Origin of the sequence: Halalkalibacter oceani (assembly GCF_040544555.1) — a bacterium.
GTDB classification, from domain to species: Bacteria; Bacillota; Bacilli; order Bacillales; family Bacillaceae_D; genus Halalkalibacter; species Halalkalibacter oceani.
Genome location: NZ_JBEPKD010000037.1, coordinates 1 through 20,203, shown reverse-complemented (window position 1 = coordinate 20,203; position 20,203 = coordinate 1). Strand labels below are relative to the sequence as shown.

Genomic DNA, 20,203 nt, shown 5'->3' with positions numbered 1-20,203 from the left:
GTCACACCCGTTCCCATGCCGAACACGGTCGTTAAGCTCTTCAGCGCCGATGGTAGTTGGGGGCTTCCCCCTGTGAGAGTAGGACGTTGCCGGGCAACTCTTTTTTTTCTTCCATGACCAAAAGCGTAAGTGAAAAGCAATATTATACATATTCCACAGTAGCTCAGTGACGATGAGAAAGCTTCCTCGAAAAGTTTTCGAGTTGTCTCGACGCAGCTAACGTCGGAGCAAAGCGATCAAGAGGAAGAGACAGGTACCACAAGCGTACGAATGAACAACTTCAATGATATTCCACAGTAGCTCAGTGGTAGAGCAATCGGCTGTTAACCGATCGGTCGTAGGTTCGAGTCCTACCTGTGGAGCCATTTTTGCGCTTCCATAGCTCAGTCGGTAGAGCACTACCATGGTAAGGTAGGGGTCAGCGGTTCAAGTCCGCTTGGAAGCTTACCTCGAACGCCTTATGCGGCAAGCCTTTCAGGAGATGGAGGGCTTTTTGTTTTGCTTCTGTATTTAATGTTGAGGTGGCAAGAGAAGAAAGCCGCCTTACCCTCACCACGAATGATAGTCCTTCACCAGTTTACTTTTTATCTTCACTATTTCCGGCTCTATAAAAGTTTTCACTCTCCCTCCTTTTCTATTATGATGTTGCTCTCTACACGCCATTTTCTTGTAAATTCGACAGAGAAATTGTTTTTGGAGTCACGATAGATGCTGCCGATAAGATGGACAGAATTTTAAACTAATAGGATGGATAAATGAGGGCTATAAGGGAAGATTTATCTAAAAAAGGAACAGTGAAAAAGCTGTTCCTTTTTTCGTACTCTGCTTTCTACTCGAGCTAAGCTGCAAACGAATGAAACAAACATTTACCCTTGTGCTTCCGTGTCGATTTGAAAGGTTACGCCAAATTTGTCTGTAACGCTGCCATAGCCGGGGCTAAATGACGTTTCCTGAAACGGCATTTTCACTCGGCCTCCGTCGGTTAAGGCTTCAAAGAACCGCTTGGATTTCTCAACATCATTGGTTGAAATGCAAATAGTGACTTGATTGCCGCTCGTAATGGATGAAGGGCCGGGGGTGTCAGAAAACATCAGGGCCGCTTCTTCAATTTTAATTTTTGCATGGGCAATCAGCTCTTTCAAATCTTCAGAAGGGGAATCCGGCATGTCTCTGTATGTAATAATCGTCAGTACTTCAGCACCTAGGGTTTGTTCATAAAATTGGATGGCTTCCTTAGCATTTCCGTTCATCATTAAATAAGGGGTAATGGTAACCGGCATGATTATTTCCTCCTTACGTTGTATGGTAACTACGGTTGAATTATACCAGCCCACGGGTTACCACCTTTCTTTTATCTTGCTACGTTTGGTGCCACCCATTTATTTTAAGATTTTTCTTCCCGCCAGGCAGTGATAGTCGTTTTTAAGGCGGCATAATTGCCAATTGCCGCATATCCATAAAACCAGCCCATAAATATCCCGACAACGAGGCTATGTCGGTGACTTATAAAAATGGAGATGCCTAATCCCAGGAGCAGGGCGACGGTAGGGACAAATTTTTTAGGCATTTTAAAAAATAGTTTAATGAGTTGAGTTACAAGCATGACGACGGGAACCGCGATGACCGCATCCCAAAAGTTCGTATGAATTGTGGGAAAGTCCAAAATGATCCACCTCCTACCATAATATGTCCACAACTAGATTTATTAAACAATTGGGAAACGCGGACAGAAGGTTGGACGGTGAGCCGGCTTTAGCAAATTAAACAAACGTTTTATTAAAAAGACATAAAACCTGTTATTAAAGGAGGATTGCCTTATTACAGATAATTAATTAAAACAATATTTAGAAAATAGATTGACTAATTGTAAAATGACTGATAAATTTATTGATATATCAGATTCCAAAGGGGGAGTTATATTGAAAATAAGTGATGTGAAATTGACAGTTGTAGGGGTACCAAGACATACCGGCTTTGTAAACAAGCATGTAATTGTTGAAATCATGACGGATGAAGGGGTAACAGGGATAGGCGAAATGTCGGATTTCTCGCATTTGCCGAAGTACGCCGTCGATGTAGTCGATTTGGAAAATGTCCTGAAATCAATGTTACGTGGGCAAAATCCATTTGACCTGACACTGATTAACAACGTTCTCTCTGAAAACTACCCGGCAGTCATGTACTATTACGAGAAAGGCAGCTTTATTCGCAATGGAATTGATGCCGCGTTACATGATCTGTGCGCGAAATATTTACATGTTTCCGTCGCTGAGTTGCTCGGTGGCCGATATCAGGAAAAAATTAAAGTGTGCTATCCAATATTCCGCCATCGTTTTATCGAAGAAGTAGAGGAAAATATTGCCGTAGTTCGAAAGCGCTTACAGGAAGGGTTTGATGTATTTCGCCTGTATGTTGGAAAAAATGTTGATGCAGACGAAGCATTTTTGGCCAGGGTAGCTGAAGAATTTGGTTCAAAAGTCAAAATTAAATCAATCGACTTCAGTCATCTATTAGATTGGAAGGAAACACTTAGAATTGTGAAGCGTCTGGCAAAGTACGACTTTGAAATGATTGAAAGTCCAGCTGTTCGTAATGATTTCGAAGGGCTACGTCAATTTCGGCTGAAAGTCGATCATCCAGTTAGTGAGCATGTGTGGGATTTTCGTCAGCAATATGAAATGATTCGCCATGATTCCGTTGATATTTTCAATATCTCACCAATTTTTATCGGTGGAATTAGCGCTGCCAGAAAAGCGGCTGCGGCAGCCGAGGTTGCCGGTAAAGCCTGCCTGCTCGGGACAACGCAGGAATTATCAATCGGTACTGCGGCGATGGCGCATTTAGGCAGCTCTTTAGTCAACCTGACATATACATCCGATCCGACCGGTCCGAAATTATACACGGATGATATTGTGAAAAAGCCGGTTCAATATGAACAGGGCTATCTGCTCGTGCCTGATCGCGGCCTCCCTGGGCTGGGAATGGAGCTTGATTGGGAGCGAATCGAGCGCTTGCGGGTTCCCGATTTAAGCTGGGGGAATGTCAGCGTACATCAACTTCAGGATCGAACATCCTAAATCTTTTTTTACTGTTTATGAAATATCATATATCAATTTATTATTAGGAGGGGTTTCATTGATGAAAAAGAGACTATTGCTTCTGTTGCTTGCTGTCGGCCTTGTGCTTGTTGTCGCTGCTTGTGGGTCTGCGAATGAGACAAACGAACCAGCGCCGGAAGCTGGAGAAGAGAATGAGGCGCAAAGCGGGGAAGGGGAAGAGGAAACTGCCGGGAATGGAGAGCAAATGATACTTCGTTACGGAGAGCTGAATCCGGATGATCACCCAATTACAGAAGGAGCCTATGAATTTGCTCGTCTTGTGGAGGAAGCGACTGACGGCAGAATTAAAATAGAAATATTCTCGGCAAGTGCCTTAGGCTCAGAAAGAGAACAATTACAGTCAGTCCAGGCTGGAGGCTTGGATTTCTTCCGGCCCAACTCAAGTGCTTTAACAGATTTTGGTGCGGATCCGATGGGAGTGCTTGCCTTGCCATTTATTTTTGAAAATCGTGAGCATCAATGGAATGCGTTGAATGGTCCGGCAGGTGAGGAAATTCTTCAAAGTGTCGAAGAATTCATCGGCGGAATGAAAGGCTTAACCTATTATGATGACGGAGCGAGACATATGTTCACTCAAGGGAGCGCAGTTGAATCGGTTGAAGATATGAGCGGGCTGAAGATCCGTGTGCCTGAGAACGCCATTTTTATGGATATGATTTCAGCGTTTAATGCTGACCCGACCCCAATTAACTATGCTGAGTTGTATAGCGCTCTGCAGACCGGGATTGTGGATGGCGCGGAAAATACAATCGCCGGCTATTTAACAAACTCGTTTTACGAAGTGGCAGAGAATTTCTCATTAACAAGCCACGTTGCGAGTCCCGGAGTCGTCGTTGTATCAGAGATGACATGGAATAAGCTAAGTGCGGAAGATCAGGCGATTATCGAGGAAGCAGCACAGCAATCGTCAGAATTTGTCCGCACGCAAACAGAAAAATTTGAGGAAGAAGCGCTGGCAGAGCTCGAGGAATTAGGTGCAAATATTATTCAATTCGATGATCTGTCAAGCTGGCAGGCTGAAGTAAGCGGACTGTATGACACATATGGCGGAGATTTTGCCGATCTGATTGAATCGATTCGGGCAACGGAGTGACGTGGTTATCAGAGTCCAGAAGTAGGGAATGCGCGAGAATGTGGGTAGGAATGAGCTTCCTGCCCGCCCGTGCATAAGCTTGGTGATCAGGCAAGATGGAGGTGAAAGAAATGGATACGCTTTCCCGATATGCAACGTTAATTGTTGAGTATTTTTCTAAGGCGATGCTTGCTCTTTTGGTGATCATTGTGAGCTGGGTCGTATTTGGCAGGTATGTGTTAAGTACGACGCCGGCGTGGGGAGAGGAATTAGCGAAAATAGTAATGGTCTGGGTTGCCCTGACAAGTGCGAGTATGGCAATTCGGACGGATACTCATTTACGATTATCGCTGCTTGATTTTATTTTACCTGAAAAATATATGAAGGTGGTTCATTGGCTTGTGCTTTTGTTGATGGGGGCGTTCGCGATCTTTTTTATTATAGCTGGTATCCAGCTTGTGCAATTAACAAGTACGAACACATTGCCAGGTTTGCGAATTTCCTCGTCGTGGTTGTATTTAGCGGTTCCTGTTTCAGGGGTGGCGATGCTTGTGCAAATTATTGATAGAGGGAGGAGGATGCTGTGATTAACGACATAACGGCTGTGTACCTTTTGATTGGAAGCTTTTTTCTCTTAATCTTTTTGCGGGTGCCGATTGTGTTCGCGCTCGGAATTTCTTCGATTATGACGGCGTGGTATTTAGAGCTGCCTTTGATGATGATCGCGCAAAGCATTGTTGGCGGGATTAATGTCTTTGTTCTTCTGGCGATCCCCTTCTTTATCCTGGCCGGGGAATTGATGTCCCAGGGTGGTATTTCCTCGCGCCTTGTCCAATTGTCACAGGCGCTTGTCGGCCGATTCCGCGGCGGCCTGGCGATGGTTAATATTCAGGCGAGTATGTTTTTTGGCGGCATCTCGGGTTCTTCAGTAGCGGATACGTCGTCGATCGGCTCGGTGATGATTCCGATGATGAAGAAAAACGGTTACGAGGCTGATTATGCAACAGCGGTGACCGTGGCGAGTTCGGTTCAGGGGGTGCTCATTCCGCCGAGTCATAATATCATTTTATATGCGCTTGTTGCCGGCGGAGGCGTGTCGATCGGTCAGCTGTTTTTAGCCGGTCTTGTCCCGGGTGTGTTTTTAGGAATAGCCCTTATGGTATTCAGTTATTTAGTTGCGTTAAAGCGTAAGTATCCAAAAGGAGAGCCGTACACGTTAAAAGGGACGCTTGTGGCACTGCGTGATTCGCTTTTAGGATTAATGACAGTGCTGATCGTGGTTGTTGGTGTTGTCGCTGGGATTTTCACTGCGACAGAGGCGGCGGCGATTGCTGTTGTGTATGCGCTTTTTGTAACATTTGTCATTTACCGTGAAATTCCATTTTCGCGAATGAATCTCATTTTAAAAAACACGCTTGGAACGATTTCAATTGTGTTCATTTTGATCGGTACGTCGAGTGCGTTTGGGTATTTAATGAATTATTTGAATGTGACCAGCTTTATTGGGGAAGCGTTGTTGAATGTGTCTGATAGTAAAGTGGTCATCCTGCTGCTCGTTAATTTGATCATGCTTGTGTTAGGAACGTTCATGGATATGGCGGCGTTAATTTTACTCATTACGCCTGTCCTCCTTCCGGTTGTCACGGCAGTCGGGATGGATCCGGTTCACTTTGGTGTCGTGATGATGCTGAACCTTGGAATTGGCTTGCTTACTCCTCCGGTGGGAGGTACTCTTTTTGTAGGAAGTGCCATCGGCGGTGTTTCCATTGAAAAGCTCAGTGTGACGATGCTGCCATTTTACTTCGTTATGATTGCTGTTTTGTTGATCATTACCTTTATTCCGGAAATTGTCATGTTTGTTCCGAGTCATTTTATGAAGTAAACAGAAAGGGAGGTTCATATGAAAGTAGCAATTGTAACCGGGGGAGGCTCCGGGATTGGCCGTGCGGTAGCGCTGGAGCTTGCCAAAGAGAACTATGCGGTAGCGGTGGCAGACATTGAAGAAACCAAAGCACAACAAGTCGCCGCAGCGATTGAAAAAGAAGGCGGCGAGGCGATTGCTCTTCAGGTCGATATTAAAGAGGAATCTGCCATTCAGGAAATGGTCGAAAACGCATATCAGCGGTTTGGCCGGTTAAATGTATTAGTTAATAATGCCGGCATTAATTTTACACACAGCGTGGAAGACTGTACCGTTGAGGAATTTGATGAATGTATCGCGGTTAATTTTCGCGGGCATTACCTGGCATCAAAATATAGCATCCCGTATTTAAAAGAAGAAGAAAATAACGCAATTATCCACATTTCGTCCACACATGCGATGCGTACCCAGCCGCGTTTCTTTCCTTATAACGCGTCAAAGAGTGCAATTCTGGCGATGACGAGAAGCATGGCGATTGATTTAAGTGCGTATCGCATTCGCGTCAACGCCATCTGCCCCGGCTTTATCAAAACAAATATATTATCACCGGACATTTATCAAGAAGATGGGGCCTATATGAAAAAAATAATGAAATACCATCCGAGTGGAAGAGTGGGGAATCCGGAAGATGTCGCGTATGCGGTTGCTTTTCTGGTTTCCGACAAAGCTGCTTTTATTAATGGTGAGACGCTTGTGATCGATGGAGGGAGAAGTGCTCTCACATATGATCTGGGCGGCATCAATGATTGATGACAACCGGAAGGGAGCGAGATGAAGTGGGGCAAAAAGACCGGCTTTTGTATGTTGGAACGTTTACAGACAAGGAAAGTGAAGGGATTTATCTTTATCATTTTAATGAGGAAAGCGGAGAACTGCGCTATTACGATGTCGTGAAGCAAGTAGCGGATCCATCCTTTATAACGCCCGGTCCAGATCACACGCTTTATGCCATCAACGCCTTATTTGAATATAAAGGCGAGCCGACCGGGGCTGTCAGCGCCTTTTCCATCGAACGCGAGTCAGGCAGGCTGACCCTGTTAAATGAGCGATCTTCCCGCGGGAGGCGTCCTGCTTATGCTTTTGTTGACCGCTCAAAGAACTATGTGCTGCTTGCCAATTATGGTGAAGGAAGTGTTGTCGTCTTTCCGATTTTAGCTGATGGCCGATTAGGAGAGGCAACGGATGTCGTCCAGCACGTCGGAGCAAGCGTCCATCCGAGACAGGAAGGGCCGCATGCCCATTCGATCATCACTGATCCGAGCAATTCATTTGCATTGGTAGCCGATCTCGGGACGGATACGGTTTATGTGTATCGATTTGATGCCGAAAAGGGCAAGCTGGAGCCGCACCGCCGTTATAAGGCAGCGGCGGGTGCCGGTCCGAGGCATCTCGCTTTTCACCCTTCTAATCGCTATCTCGTTATTGTTCACGAGTTGAATTCGACGATGACAAGCTACCGGTGGACAGAAGAGAGTGGCGAGCTGACGGAGCTGGAAACGGTCTCGACGCTCCCACATCAAGCGGACATTGAAAACACGGCGGCTGAAGTGAAGTTTTCCGCTTGTGGCCGGTTTCTCTATGCGACAAACAGGGGAGATAATAGTATCGTTTTCTATACATTTCAGGAGGAGACAGGCAAGCTGCGTTATGTAAATCATTATGACTGCAAAGGAGAGGTGCCGCGACATTTCACATTCTCTCCTGAAGTGAAGTTTTTGCTAGTCGCCAATCAGGAAAGTGATTCAATTGTTTCGTTTCACGTTAACGAGGAGACAGGGGAATTAACCTTTACCGGGAATGTGACGAAAGCCCCTACCCCTGTGTGCTTGCTGTTTTTATGATAAGTCTGTCCTGCTTTTCGCACATTTACAACCGCCAGCAGCTATGATAATATTTGATATATCAATTGGACGAATGGAGATGTCTAGTATGAATAAAGAGTCAGCTGAACAGTCTTTTGAAAAGCTTATTTCTACTAGAACTCGAAATGTGAAATCATTAAGAGAAGTAGTGGTCGAATCATTGCGAGAGGCGATTGTAAGAGGGCAAATCAAAAGCGGTGAGCATTTAAAGGAGCGGGATCTTTCCGAGAAGCTCGGAATCAGTACGACACCGATCAAGGAGGCTTTTCGAATTTTAGGGAACGAGGGATTGGTTGTGACGATCCCTCGAAAAGGGACGTATGTCTCAGAATATGTCGATACGAATATTGAGGAAGTTCTTCAATTACGGGCAGTTGTAGAAGGTTTGTGCGCGAAGTTTGCCGCGGCAAAGGTGAATGACCGGCAAGTTGATAAATTAAAGGCGCAGCTCGCTCTCATGGAGGAACTTTTTGAAAAAAGGGATATTGACGCGCTTGTAGAAGAGAATACGAGATTCCATTCCCTCATTCGGGAGATTGCCAACAATCCGATGGTGACCAACTTACTGAACAATATTTCAAGCTTTGAGACAGCCTTTCGCAAAAGAGCCCTTACAGAGAAAGATGAAATGAAGGATGGTTACTTAGAGCATAAGGCAATTCTGCAAGCGATTATTGAGCGCAATCCTGAACGAGCAGAAGAATTAATGAAACGACATATCAACAGAACGTTGACCAATGTCTTAAAGAAATAATGCTTTATTTCTTTAAGTTTTTATTGATATATTAAATTTCATTTATTGCTTCAGCTCATGAAAAGATGAAAATGGAGGCAAAAAAATGGACTATCAATCATTTGGAAAGAAGTTCGAGGATATTTCAGGCATTACAATTACTCCTTTCAAAGAAGGGTCGAAAGAAATTGATTGGAACGGTGTAAAAGAAAATGTGGAGTTTTTGATTAACCGGGGAGTTAATGTGCTTGTTCCCTGTGGAAATACGAGTGAGTTTTATGCGCTGACATTAGAAGAAGTGAAAGAAGAAATCAGATATGTCGTTGAATGTGCCAATAAGCGTGCTACCGTTTTGGCCGGGGTCGGTTATTCGGTTGCGACGGCGATTGAACTGGGCAACTATGCGAAGGATGTCGGAGCTGATTGCATCATGATTCATATGCCTGTTCACCCTTTTATGACCGATGACGGGGTGGTGGATTATTTTAAATCGATTATTGAAAATGTCGATTTGCCGGCCGTGATTTATTTTAAAAATCCAGCTATCTCAGATCGGGTGTTGGAGGAACTGTCCTCACTGAAAAGGTTAGTTGCGGTTAAATACGCGATTAATGATTTGCCGCGCTTTGCTAGAACCGTTCATTCGATCCCCTCCCATCATAACATTACGTGGGTATGCGGGATCGCAGAAAAGTGGGCGCCATTCTTTTTCCATGCTGGCGCCAGAGGCTTTACATCGGGATTGGTCAATCTTTATCCTGAAAAATCACTCGAACTGCTTGCCGCATTAAAAAAGAACGATGAAACGAAAGTATGGAGCGTCTGGAATGAAGTACTTCCTTTTGAAAACTTACGGGAAAAATACAACAGCGGTGTCAATGTAGCGATTGTCAAGGAAGGGATGCGACAAATCGGTTTAAACCCGGGCGTCACGAGAGAACCTGTCAGCCCATTAAGCGCCGAAGACAAAGCTGCCGTCCGCACCTTGATTCATCAGTGGAACCTTGATATTCCCAAGCAACCACAATAGATCGCGATAAAAAGAAGGCTCAATGTTGCTGATTGATGAGCCTTCTTTTTGCATTAAGAAAGTATAAAAACCTTCGCGTTGATTCGGACAGGCCCCCGGTCCGCGCGTTACACGGATGGCAGAAGCCCCCGTTTTCAGCGATTTCGAAACGATTGTAATCGATTTGCATCCCTTTCTAAGAAAAATTATACAAAGGGGGTTGTCTTTAAAGTTTATTTTTTATATAATATTTTTTGTCAGTAAGAAAGAGTTGTATTTTGGCCCGTTGGTCAAGTGGTTAAGACACCGCCCTTTCACGGCGGTAACACGGGTTCGAATCCCGTACGGGTCACCATTTGCCGGAGGATTAGCTCAGCTGGGAGAGCACCTGCCTTACAAGCAGGGGGTCGGCGGTTCGATCCCGTCATCCTCCACCAGCATACATAGGGATAAAAGCCAACATGCTACATATACTATGCCGGTCTAGCTCAATTGGTAGAGACGAGCAAAAGCATCGTCGAATAAACGGCGAGTTGTCTCGACGCAGCGCGCATCGGAGCAAAAGCTGTCAAGAGGAAGAGACACAGTCTCAGCATAAAGTAAGGAACACTATCCATATTATGCCGGTCTAGCTCAATTGGTAGAGACGAGCAAAAGCATCGTCGAATAAACGGCGAGTTGTCTCGACGCAGCCCGCATCGGAGCAAAAGCTGTCAAGAGGAAGAGACACAGTCTCAGCATAAAGTAAGGAACACTGTCTATAACATGCCGGTCTAGCTCAATTGGTAGAGCAACTGACTTGTAATCAGTAGGTTGGGGGTTCAAGTCCTCTGGCCGGCACTCGAATGATTGTGGAGGGGTAGCGAAGTGGCTAAACGCGGCGGACTGTAAATCCGCTCCCTCCGGGTTCGGCGGTTCGAATCCGTCCCCCTCCACCATTTTCGTTGGGCTATAGCCAAGCGGTAAGGCAACGGACTTTGACTCCGTCATGCGCTGGTTCGAATCCAGCTAGCCCAGCCATTTTTTTATAACCAAGTAGGTAGCTCAGTGACGAGCGAAAGCATCGTCGAAAAGACTTCGAGTTGTTCCGACGCAGCCGGCATCAGAGCATAGCTGGGAAGAGGAAGGAACAGGTGGAGACAACGGAGCAAAACATCGTCCGGAAGCACCATGAGAAGCGACATTGAAACACACATCGGGAGCCATTAGCTCAGTGACGAGCGAAAGCATCGTCGAAAAGACTTCGAGTTGTTCCGACGCAGCCGGCATCAGAGCATGGCTGGGAAGAGGAAGGAACAGGTGGAGACAACGGAGCGAAACATCGTCCGGAAGCACCATGAGAAGCGACATTGAAACACATCGGGAGCCATTAGCTCAGTGACGAGCGAAAGCATCGTCGAAAAGACTTCGAGTTGTTCCGACGCAGCCAGCATCAGAGCATAGCTGGGAAGAGGAAGGAATAGGTGGAGACAACGGAGCGAAACATCGTCCGGAAGCACCATGAGAAGCGACATTGAAAGCACATCGGGAGCCATTAGCTCAGTTGGTAGAGCATCTGACTTTTAATCAGAGGGTCGAAGGTTCGAGTCCTTCATGGCTCATGCTTGTACAAGAGCATCTATTGCAAAAACGGGGCCTTAGCTCAGCTGGGAGAGCGCCTGCCTTGCACGCAGGAGGTCAGCGGTTCGATCCCGCTAGGCTCCATCGTGAATACTAAACACACCTTTAGCGGATTAGGTCTTGGCCTAATGACCGCTGAAGGTGTGTTTTTGTCTGCTATATTGATTGCTTTACCGATGATCCCAATCTAAATAATGAAGGTAAATGGATTTCCAGTAGGTCGTTTACTTTAAGGGAACGGCAAAGCCGGGGAGCCGGGTGCTACGCTTTTACGAAGTTTACCCAACTTTGATGATAACAAGACCCGAAGTACTTATTGTTGGTCGTCTTACCGTGTGTGGCCCACGGTTTTCCTTGTATCTATTTTCGAGGTTTCTAAAATTGCGCCTGCCGCCTACTCCAGATGGCGTGTTTGAGGCGGGAGTGATCTCGTCAAGTTATTGTACTTGTTTAACAGCTGATCGAGCTTCTTGCTGAAGCAGACCATTGGAGCTGAAGGAAGCGGGTTGGTTTTCGCTTTCTCGTTTAACAGCTGGCGGTAATGTTCAATTTCCGCAAGTAATTGTTTTTCCGTGCTCATTCCAAGCCACCCTCTCTACAAGTCGTAAGTACGCTTTTTATATTACTTACATACCCTAATATTTAGTAAAAAAAACACTAATGGCTAATCTGATTTAGGCAAAAGGTATGTTATGATAGAAAGATCAGATTTCATAAAAAATAATGAAACGGAAGACGGAGCTTATCCGTATATAAGTCAGAACGAATGTGGGTAGGGATAGGAACATGGAAACGATAGTAAAAAGGTTAATCCGGGAAGTGAGGAAAGGTGATCAACAGGCGTTTGAGGAAATCGTCGAGCTTTATAAAGACAAGATATACCAAGTTTCCTATCGAATGGTAGGGAATGTGCATGAGGCACAGGATATCGCGCAGGAGGCTTTTCTGCGGGCCTATACAAATATTGATCGTTTTGACAGTAATCGTAAATTCTCTACCTGGTTATTCCGGATCGCCACCAATGTAGCGATTGATCGTTTACGCAAGAAGAAACCCGATTTTTACCTTCAGGAACAAGTAAAAGGTTCTGATGGGTTAACCTTGGAATCCCAGCTTGCTGCTGATACGGAATTGCCTGAGGATCAAGTTGTAACACTTGAAATGCAGGAGTGGGTTCAATCGGAAATCAACCAGCTCCCGCCGAAATATCGGACTGCAATTATTTTAAAATACATTGAAGATCTATCCATTAATGAAATAAGTGAAATTCTTGATATGCCTCCATCCACAGTGAAGACGAGAATTCATCGCGGCCGGGAAGCATTGAGAAAAAGAATGCGTCATGTGTAGGAAGGAAGTGTTTATGAGTGAAATGTGAAAAGCATTATGAGGAGTTAATACAAGCCTTCCTTGATGGTGAAGCCACACAAGAAGAAAAAGAACAGTTAGATGCTCATTTGGCACAATGTCCTTCCTGTCGTCAGCGTTTTACTGAGCTGAAGAAGGTCATTGCCTTTGTCCAAAGCTCATCTCATATTGAAGCCCCGTCTGGATTTACAGCAGGTGTTATGGCAAGATTGCCGGAAAAAAAATCAACGTCAAAGTGGAAGCAATGGACGAGAAGCCATCCTTTGCTCGTTTCAGCAGCTGTCTTCTTTTTGCTCATGTCAATCAGCATCTCGTCTCTCTGGCAGGGCGATGACGAGCAGGTCGTCGTCACGGGGCCGGGTCATGTGATTATTGATCAGGATAAAGGCAAGGTGATTGTGCCGGAAGGTGAAGTGATTGAAGGAGATCTTGTCGTGCGTAACGGAACGCTTCAGATTGATGGCGAGGTGCAGGGAAATGTCCTGCTCGTGAACGGGGATGCGTACTATGCTTCTGCCGGGCATGTGTCGGGAGAGATTGAAGAGGTCAATCAGGTGCTTGAATGGGTCTGGTATCATATAAAAGGATTTTTTAAAGAAGTCGTTGCGATCGTGAAATGATTGGGCGAAATAAAGAAGGATATCTCAAAGAAAACAATCTATTGGGGTATCCTTTTCTATTGATCTGAATAGCTTCATAAAGAGGCCTGCAGCCGGCAGAGAAAGTTTCCCGCGAATAATCTTTGTCAAACTTTGCTAAGCAGGGGTTATTCAAGCTATAATGAAACCTGTGACAGATGATAAGTCGCCTATGGATAGATTGATAAAATGACCGTATTGAGACCGGTATTAAAAAACGGATGAAGTCTCATCAATTGCTTAGTCGAAACGTGTGATCTATGTATTTCGTAAGGGCTTCTCAAAAAAGCCTTTTTAAAAGGTGAAAAAATGAAGCGGTTGTTCTGCGCTGCACAAAGGTAACGGGACAGCAAAATCTGCCCCTACTTGCTTTAAAACAATCGTGCGGACCACATTCCCCGCTTCGTTGATGCTTTTTTGGAACAGCATCATGTATGATAATGGTTTGGAGGAAGAGCCATGTTTTCATTTGAAGATTTTAGTTTGCTTAATTATATCGGGCAAATTGTAGATATATTAGTCGTCACCTACGTAGTCTATAAGGCGATCATGATTATTCGCGGTACGAGAGCCGTACAGCTGCTGAAAGGAATTACCGTTATTCTCGCTGTCTGGTTTCTCAGTAAGTTTCTCGGGCTGCGAACATTGGAATTTCTAATGACGCAGACCGTTACATACGGATTGCTGGCGATTATCATTATTTTTCAGCCGGAGCTTAGACGGGCGCTTGAACAGCTGGGGAGAGGACGATTATTTGCGAGCAGAACGATTCCACAGGATGATACAGTGAAAAAAGCGATTGCCGCGATTGTAAAAGCTTCCACCTACATGGGAAAGCGGCGGATCGGGGCGCTGATGTCGCTTGAGCGTGAGACGGGGATGAATGATTACGTCGAGACAGGGATTGCAATGAATGCCAACTTGACGGCGGAACTGCTGATCAATACGTTTATTCCGAATACGCCGCTTCATGATGGGGCGGTCATCATTAAGGATGAAACAATTTTAGCCGCAGCCTGTTATTTGCCGCTTTCTGAAAATCCGTTTATTTCAAAAGAACTCGGTACGAGACACCGGGCGGCGCTCGGCGTAAGTGAAGTGACCGATTCGATCACGATTGTTGTGTCGGAGGAAACAGGAAATATTTCGCTCACGAAAAATGGTGAGCTGCATCGCGACCTTGACGAAGAACAGCTGAGAGGTCTGCTTGAACAAGAACTATTAGTGGAAGGCAAGCAAACAACCACTTCACGCTGGCAGTGGGGGGGAAAGAAAAATGGATAGACTGTTTAATAGTCATTGGTTCGTTAAGATTATTTCTTTCTTTATTGCGCTAATGCTCTTTACGATGGTAAACCTTGATGATCTAACAAGTCAGCCAGGCGTTCTGCCGACAATCAGTCCGGCTACATACACGCTGGAAGAGGTCGAGCTTAGTGTGCTCTATGATGAAGAGAATTACGCCGTTATTGATCAAACGGAAAGCGTCAGAGTCAATCTGAGAGGGCCGCAAAGTGAAATCATGCTGTTTCAGTTAACGCGGCCAACATATGAAGTGTTTGTCGATGTGAGCGAGCGCGAGGAAGGTGTGCATACTCTTAATGTTCAGCACCGCGGGTTTCCTGAGGAACTGACTGTCTCAATCGTTCCGCAATTTGCCCGCGTTGAGCTTCAGGAAAAACAAACGATTTCTCTTCCTGTTGAAGTTGAACTGCTGCATGCGGAAGAAGTGACAGAGGGCTATACAGTGGGAACGCCGATTGTGAATCCAATCAATGTTGATGTCAGAGCGGCACGGAGCATCGTCTCCCAGGTCGATTCAGCGAAAGTATTTATTGATGTCGCTGGGGCTGACAAGATGATCGAGGAGACAGGGCGGGTGACGCTTTACCAGGCAAACGGTGAAGAAATAGAGCTTGAGCCTGAGCCATCCGTTGTTGACGTCCGCGTGCCGATTACAAGCCCGAATCGGGAAGTTCCGGTGCGCGTCGGCAGAGAAGGTGAGCTTCCGGAAGGGCTCAGCATTCAGGAGGTTCGGCTTGAGCCGGGCGAGGTAACCGTTTATGGTCCGCTGGAGATTATTGATCAGTTACAGGTGATTGAGTTAGGAAATCTTAATTTGAATGAAATTACCGAAAGTGGCAGTTACGAATGGCAGGTTCCCGTTCCACCTGGAGTAGAACAAGTATCGCCTGAGGTCGTGACGGTCACAGTAACAGTGGATCAGGAACAGGAGAGAGAGCTTGCGAACGTTCCAATTGAGATCGTCGGTTTAGCAGATGGCCAGACGGCGACGCTGGCTGAAGCTCCCACTGCTGTCCTGATCGCATATGGAACAGCAGAAATAGTGGAACAGTTGGATATAGAGGATATTCAGGCATATATCGATATCAGTAATTTTCAAGAAGGGGAACACGAAGCAGAGCTGCAAATCAACGGCCCTTCCAATGTCCGCTTCCAGCCTGTTCAGGCAACGATTCCGGTGATAATACGTAATGATGTGATTGAAGGAGAGAATGAATAATGGGAAATTATTTTGGTACGGATGGAGTAAGGGGAGTCGCAAATACGGAGCTGACGCCGGAGCTTGCTTTTAAGCTCGGCAGAATGGGTGGCTATGTGCTGACGAAACATACAGAGAAGCCGCGCGTGATTATTGGCCGTGATACTCGTATTTCCGGCGAGATGCTGGAAAGTGCGCTCATTGCCGGTCTGTTGTCAATCGGAGCTGAGGTGATGCGCTTAGGGGTCATTTCAACACCCGGGGTCGCTTTCTTAACAAAGGCGTTAAGCGCTAATGCCGGAGTAATGATTTCCGCTTCGCATAATCCGGTGCCGGATAACGGGATTAAATTTTTCGGTCCGGATGGCTTTAAGCTGTTAGACGAGCAGGAGCAGGAGATTGAACGGTATTTAGACAGCGAGGATGAGCTGCCTCGGCCGACGGGCGGCGCGCTTGGGCAAGTGAGCGATTACTACGAAGGCGGTCAGAAGTATTTGCAATTTCTGAAGCAAACCGTTCAGGAGGATTTTTCCGGCATTCATATCGCGCTTGATTGCGCGCACGGCTCTGCTTCTTCGCTCGCTCCGCATTTATTTGCCGATCTTGAAGCGGATATTTCGACGATGGGAACCGCGCCGAACGGAGTCAATATTAATGACGGCTGCGGCTCAACTCATCCTGAAGCGCTAAGTACCTTCGTTCTGGAAAGAGGCGCGCAAATCGGGCTAGCCTTTGATGGCGACGCCGATCGCTTGATTGCAGTTGATGAAAAAGGTCAAATCGTCGATGGCGACAAAATTATGTTTATTTGCGCGAAGTATATGAAGGAGCAAGGCTGGCTCAAGCACGGAACGGTCGTTTCAACGGTGATGAGCAACCTCGGCTTTTATAAAGCATTGGAAGAAGAGGGGATCATCGCCAAGCAGACGGCGGTCGGTGACCGTTATGTGATGGAAGAAATGCGCAAAGGCGGTTACAACCTTGGCGGTGAGCAATCAGGCCACATCATCTTTCTCGATCACATTACGACCGGAGATGGGCTTCTGTCCGCGCTTCAGCTTGTGAACATTATGAAGATGACGAATAAGCCGCTATCTGAGCTTGCGGCACAAATGCAGACGTATCCGCAGAAGCTCGTCAATATCCGCGTCAGCGACAAGCATGCGGTCAGCGAAAACGAGGCGGTCAAGGCGGCGATTGACAAGGTCGAAGACGATATGAACGGAGAAGGCCGCGTCCTCGTTCGTCCATCGGGCACAGAGCCGCTCGTTCGCGTCATGGTCGAAGCACAAAGCGAAGAGCTATGCGACCGGTATGTCGATGAGATCGCCACGGTTGTAAAAGCTGAGCTGGGAGCGGAGTAAGAAAAAGAGGCGATGCATAAGCAGCACAAGACAAGCTGCTTATGCATATTTTTAATTATCACGTTTTTCGTGGTGACTTATGAGGGCCGCACGGCAAAGGCATGGAAGCAGAATATATAAAATCATGGGAAAGAGAACTCAATTAGGCGCAGAGCCTGTCTCCGAGCGGTGTTTTCGGGAAATGAGCTTACTGTGTTTCTAATTGACGTTCCGGATTCATTACGGTATGATGGTTCGTGAGTTAAAAAAAGAGAGGAGGATCGAAGTCGTCATTGTAATCAAAGCGCCAGGACTACACACGGACGAGAACGTGTAGTTGACGAGGAGAGGGTTTATCGAGTATTCGGCGGATGCCCTCCGGCTGTAGCATGACAGCCGCTAAGCTTCTGGAGAAAACAGAGAGGCAACTCTCTGCACAAAGCCGGAAGCAGCCATGCCTTCTAATAAAAAAATAGAGAGCGGGGGCAAGTCTGCCCTCAGGTCCTTGCCCCCCACTTGGGAGGTAACTGTTATATGTGTGGAATCGTAGGTTATATTGGGACAAATGATGCGAAAGAAATTTTGTTACGGGGATTAGAAAAGCTTGAATACCGCGGCTATGATTCAGCCGGAATTGCTGTTGTCAATGACGCGGGCGTTCATGTCTTCAAGGAAAAGGGTCGCATTGCCGCGTTACGTCAAATCGTTGCCGAGGATGTCGACGGCCCGGTTGGCATCGGTCATACCCGCTGGGCGACTCATGGTGAACCGAGCCGGGTCAATGCCCATCCGCATCAAAGTGAAACAGCGCGCTTTACGCTCGTGCATAATGGCGTCATTGAAAACTATGAGCAGCTTCGTGCGGAGTATTTAGCCGATGTGACACTCAAAAGCGACACCGATACAGAAATCATGGTTCAGCTGGTCGAGCTTTTTGTGAAAAAGGGAAGCCAGGTCGAAGAAGCGTTCCGTCAAACATTATCCTTATTGAAAGGATCCTATGCGACAGCGCTGCTTGATAAGCAGAACCGTGACACGATTTACGTCGGTAAAAACAAAAGCCCGCTGCTCATTGGCGTCGGAGAAGAAGCAAATGTTGTCGCTTCGGATGCGATGGCGATGCTGCAGGTGACAAATCAATTTGTTGAAATTATGGATGAGGAAGTCGTCATCGTGACGCGCGACGCCTTTACGATTAAAACGCTTGACGGAAAGAAGGTCGAACGCCTTCCTTACACCGCTGAGCTTGATGCGAGCGACATTGAAAAAGGCACGTACCCTCATTTTATGTTGAAGGAAATTGATGAACAGCCTTTTGTCATCCGTAACATTATTCAAAAGTATCAGAATGAAGACGGCACCGTTCGTCTTGACGACGAGATCCGCGGAGCGATGAAGGCAGCAGACCGCATCTATATTATCGCTGCCGGAACGAGCTACCACGCCGGTCTTGTCGGCAAACAGCTGATCGAGAAAATCGCACAACGTCCCGTAGAGGTTCACATTGCAAGTGAATTTCTATACAATATGCCTTTATTATCAGAAAACCCGCTCTTTATCTTCATCTCACAAAGCGGAGAAACCGCCGACCTGCGCGGCGTTCTCGTTGACGTGAAGAAAAAAGGCTATCCGGCATTAACGATTACGAACGTGCCAGGCTCCACTCTCTCACGGGAGGCGGATTTCACCCTGCACACCTATGCCGGACCGGAAATCGCGGTTGCTTCAACAAAAGCGTATACCGCCCAAATGGCCGTTCTTACCCTGCTTGCTGTTGATACAGCGAAAGCAAGAGGGATTGAGCTTGACTTCGATCCGCTGCAGGAGCTGGCTATCGTCTCAAGCGCAATGGAAACGCTCTGCGACCAAAAAGAGAAGCTTGAGCTGATCGCCCGCGATTATCTCGCGGTCACACGCAACTGCTTCTTCATCGGCCGCGCCGCCGACTACTTTGTCTGCTTAGAAGGAGCCCTGAAACTAAAGGAAATCTCCTACATCCAGGCAGAAGGCTTCGCCGGTGGAGAACTGAAGCACGGAACGATCGCCTTAATTGAAGACGGCACTCCGGTAATCGCGATCGCAACCCAGGAGCACGTCAACCTGAGCATTCGCGGAAACGTGAAGGAAGTCGCCGCACGCGGCGCTTATCCATGCATCATCAGCATGGAAGGTCTGGACCAGGACGGAGACGCATTCGTTCTTCCGAAAGTTCACGAATACCTGACTTCCCTCATCACGGTCATTCCGCTGCAGCTGATCTCCTACTACGCCGCTCTGCACCGCGACTGCGACGTCGATAAGCCGCGCAACCTCGCGAAGAGCGTGACCGTGGAGTAAGCTGAGATTTGTGTTCAGTGATAATTGTTGAGTGATAATAAAGTTGTTTAAATCATAATAAAGTCGTTTAAAAACTGTCAGCTGGGAGGACCTACTCAACCCCAATCCCTTGCTGGCAGTTTTTTTGTATGTAGATGATTTTTTGCCACATGACAACTGGAATCGAACTGGAAGAACAACCAAGCCCTCAAAAGTGTGCCGAAATAAAGTTATTTCAAATTCTTATGCAAATAATGATTTAATTTAGGCAAAGGAGAGATTGAATTGTATTTATACCATAAAGTAATGGAACAAGATAGCGGGGTCTATATAAGCCCTAAAAGGGCCTTAGATGAAGGATTGAACAGTAGAACTGTAACAAGGTGGTACACAAATGGTGGTAGCTTATTTCCTGAAATTACAGACCGCTACAAACCGATAAATACTCCAGTTTGGATTGATTTTAAAATAGCTATTGGGGCAGAGCTTGCTCCACCGCCCAAACCCTATTTTAGATTTTCTAATTTCAGCGATAAAATAGCCGTTTTCAATCGAGAACTATCAAGTGATTTATTTGCTTATATAGAGGATGAATATATGGAAGAAGAGACTAACTATATAAAGTCAAGCAGTAATAGGAGAAGGGTAAAGCTTTCGTAAAATAGAAATGTAAGCATGACAAAGAAGCCTATAATGGCC

At 46.3% G+C, this 20,203-nt stretch carries 18 protein-coding genes, 9 tRNA genes and 1 rRNA gene; 25 read left to right on the top strand and 3 right to left on the bottom strand.

Annotated elements, in window-relative coordinates; translation table 11 throughout:
* The 3 genes from rrf to ABMB67_RS22085 all read left to right on the top strand — a co-directional run.
* A 5S ribosomal RNA gene (rrf, locus tag ABMB67_RS22095) occupies nt 1–95 on the top strand; the annotation flags it as partial.
* 195 nt (nt 96–290) lie between these two features.
* Nucleotides 291–365: transfer RNA gene (locus ABMB67_RS22090), tRNA-Asn, on the top strand.
* A 7-nt stretch (nt 366–372) separates the two neighbouring features.
* Nucleotides 373–445: transfer RNA gene (locus tag ABMB67_RS22085), tRNA-Thr, on the top strand.
* A 421-nt stretch (nt 446–866) separates the two neighbouring features.
* Here ABMB67_RS22085 and ABMB67_RS22080 read toward each other — a convergent pair.
* Complete coding sequence (locus ABMB67_RS22080; protein ID WP_251224752.1) at nt 867–1,280, bottom strand: VOC family protein; 414 nt, start codon at nt 1,278–1,280, stop codon at nt 867–869.
* A gap of 104 nt (nt 1,281–1,384) precedes the next feature.
* Entirely contained in the window at nt 1,385–1,663 is a 279-nt protein-coding gene (locus tag ABMB67_RS22075) for a hypothetical protein (RefSeq protein ID WP_251224753.1), read from the bottom strand.
* A gap of 256 nt (nt 1,664–1,919) precedes the next feature.
* Between ABMB67_RS22075 and ABMB67_RS22070 the strand changes: the two genes are divergently transcribed.
* The 15 genes from ABMB67_RS22070 (at nt 1,920) to ABMB67_RS22000 (ending at nt 11,420) form a co-directional block, all read left to right on the top strand.
* A complete protein-coding gene (locus ABMB67_RS22070) occupies nt 1,920–3,077 on the top strand; it encodes a mandelate racemase/muconate lactonizing enzyme family protein (protein ID WP_354573333.1) in 1,158 nt (385 codons plus the stop codon).
* Between the two features lie 61 nt (nt 3,078–3,138).
* On the top strand, nt 3,139–4,212 hold the full coding sequence (locus ABMB67_RS22065; RefSeq protein WP_354573332.1) for a DctP family TRAP transporter solute-binding subunit: 1,074 nt from the start codon (nt 3,139–3,141) through the stop codon (nt 4,210–4,212).
* Nucleotides 4,213–4,322: 110 nt separating this feature from the next.
* Nucleotides 4,323–4,778 (top strand): TRAP transporter small permease, encoded by a 456-nt coding sequence (locus ABMB67_RS22060; protein ID WP_354573331.1) that lies wholly within the window; start codon nt 4,323–4,325, stop codon nt 4,776–4,778.
* Complete coding sequence (locus tag ABMB67_RS22055; protein ID WP_354573330.1) at nt 4,775–6,073, top strand: TRAP transporter large permease; 1,299 nt, start codon at nt 4,775–4,777, stop codon at nt 6,071–6,073. The genes ABMB67_RS22060 and ABMB67_RS22055 overlap by 4 nt, the downstream gene beginning before the upstream one ends.
* Before the next feature lie 18 nt (nt 6,074–6,091).
* A complete protein-coding gene (locus ABMB67_RS22050) occupies nt 6,092–6,862 on the top strand; it encodes an SDR family NAD(P)-dependent oxidoreductase (protein WP_354573329.1) in 771 nt (256 codons plus the stop codon).
* A 26-nt stretch (nt 6,863–6,888) separates the two neighbouring features.
* Entirely contained in the window at nt 6,889–7,953 is a 1,065-nt protein-coding gene (locus ABMB67_RS22045; protein ID WP_354573328.1) for a lactonase family protein, read from the top strand.
* Nucleotides 7,954–8,041: 88 nt separating this feature from the next.
* Nucleotides 8,042–8,728, top strand: coding sequence for a GntR family transcriptional regulator (locus tag ABMB67_RS22040; protein ID WP_251224760.1), 687 nt, complete (start codon nt 8,042–8,044; stop codon nt 8,726–8,728).
* An 85-nt stretch (nt 8,729–8,813) separates the two neighbouring features.
* Entirely contained in the window at nt 8,814–9,737 is a 924-nt protein-coding gene (locus ABMB67_RS22035) for a dihydrodipicolinate synthase family protein (RefSeq protein WP_354573327.1), read from the top strand.
* A 259-nt stretch (nt 9,738–9,996) separates the two neighbouring features.
* A tRNA-Glu gene (locus tag ABMB67_RS22030) sits at nt 9,997–10,071 on the top strand.
* Between the two features lie 6 nt (nt 10,072–10,077).
* Nucleotides 10,078–10,153, top strand: a tRNA-Val gene (locus tag ABMB67_RS22025).
* A 330-nt stretch (nt 10,154–10,483) separates the two neighbouring features.
* Nucleotides 10,484–10,556 (top strand) — tRNA-Thr (locus tag ABMB67_RS22020).
* 13 nt (nt 10,557–10,569) lie between these two features.
* Nucleotides 10,570–10,654: transfer RNA gene (locus ABMB67_RS22015), tRNA-Tyr, on the top strand.
* A gap of 7 nt (nt 10,655–10,661) precedes the next feature.
* Nucleotides 10,662–10,736, top strand: a tRNA-Gln gene (locus ABMB67_RS22010).
* 508 nt (nt 10,737–11,244) lie between these two features.
* Nucleotides 11,245–11,317 (top strand) — tRNA-Lys (locus ABMB67_RS22005).
* Between the two features lie 30 nt (nt 11,318–11,347).
* Nucleotides 11,348–11,420: transfer RNA gene (locus ABMB67_RS22000), tRNA-Ala, on the top strand.
* Nucleotides 11,421–11,730: 310 nt separating this feature from the next.
* On the opposite strand, the gene ABMB67_RS21995 is transcribed toward ABMB67_RS22000, so the two are convergent.
* Entirely contained in the window at nt 11,731–11,916 is a 186-nt protein-coding gene (locus ABMB67_RS21995) for an aspartyl-phosphate phosphatase Spo0E family protein (protein WP_251224762.1), read from the bottom strand.
* Between the two features lie 206 nt (nt 11,917–12,122).
* Between ABMB67_RS21995 and sigW the strand changes: the two genes are divergently transcribed.
* From sigW to ABMB67_RS21960, 7 genes are all read left to right on the top strand, one after another.
* Complete coding sequence (gene sigW / locus ABMB67_RS21990) at nt 12,123–12,686, top strand: RNA polymerase sigma factor SigW (protein WP_251195798.1); 564 nt, start codon at nt 12,123–12,125, stop codon at nt 12,684–12,686.
* A gap of 17 nt (nt 12,687–12,703) precedes the next feature.
* Nucleotides 12,704–13,324: a zf-HC2 domain-containing protein gene (locus tag ABMB67_RS21985; protein WP_251224763.1), complete on the top strand. Its 621-nt coding sequence runs from the start codon at nt 12,704–12,706 to the stop codon at nt 13,322–13,324.
* Nucleotides 13,325–13,801: 477 nt separating this feature from the next.
* Nucleotides 13,802–14,626 (top strand): diadenylate cyclase CdaA, encoded by an 825-nt coding sequence (gene cdaA, locus ABMB67_RS21980; protein ID WP_251224764.1) that lies wholly within the window; start codon nt 13,802–13,804, stop codon nt 14,624–14,626.
* Nucleotides 14,619–15,866, top strand: a complete 1,248-nt coding sequence (locus ABMB67_RS21975) for a CdaR family protein (RefSeq protein ID WP_251224765.1) — start codon at nt 14,619–14,621, stop codon at nt 15,864–15,866. Before cdaA ends, ABMB67_RS21975 begins: the two co-directional genes overlap by 8 nt.
* The gene (gene glmM / locus ABMB67_RS21970; protein WP_251224766.1) at nt 15,866–17,209 is read left to right on the top strand and encodes a phosphoglucosamine mutase; all 1,344 of its coding nucleotides are present in this window, start codon (nt 15,866–15,868) and stop codon (nt 17,207–17,209) included. Before ABMB67_RS21975 ends, glmM begins: the two co-directional genes overlap by 1 nt.
* Before the next feature lie 513 nt (nt 17,210–17,722).
* Nucleotides 17,723–19,525 (top strand): glutamine--fructose-6-phosphate transaminase (isomerizing), encoded by a 1,803-nt coding sequence (gene glmS, locus ABMB67_RS21965; protein ID WP_354573326.1) that lies wholly within the window; start codon nt 17,723–17,725, stop codon nt 19,523–19,525.
* 264 nt (nt 19,526–19,789) lie between these two features.
* Nucleotides 19,790–20,164: a hypothetical protein gene (locus ABMB67_RS21960; protein ID WP_354573325.1), complete on the top strand. Its 375-nt coding sequence runs from the start codon at nt 19,790–19,792 to the stop codon at nt 20,162–20,164.
* Nucleotides 20,165–20,203 lie beyond the last annotated feature (39 nt).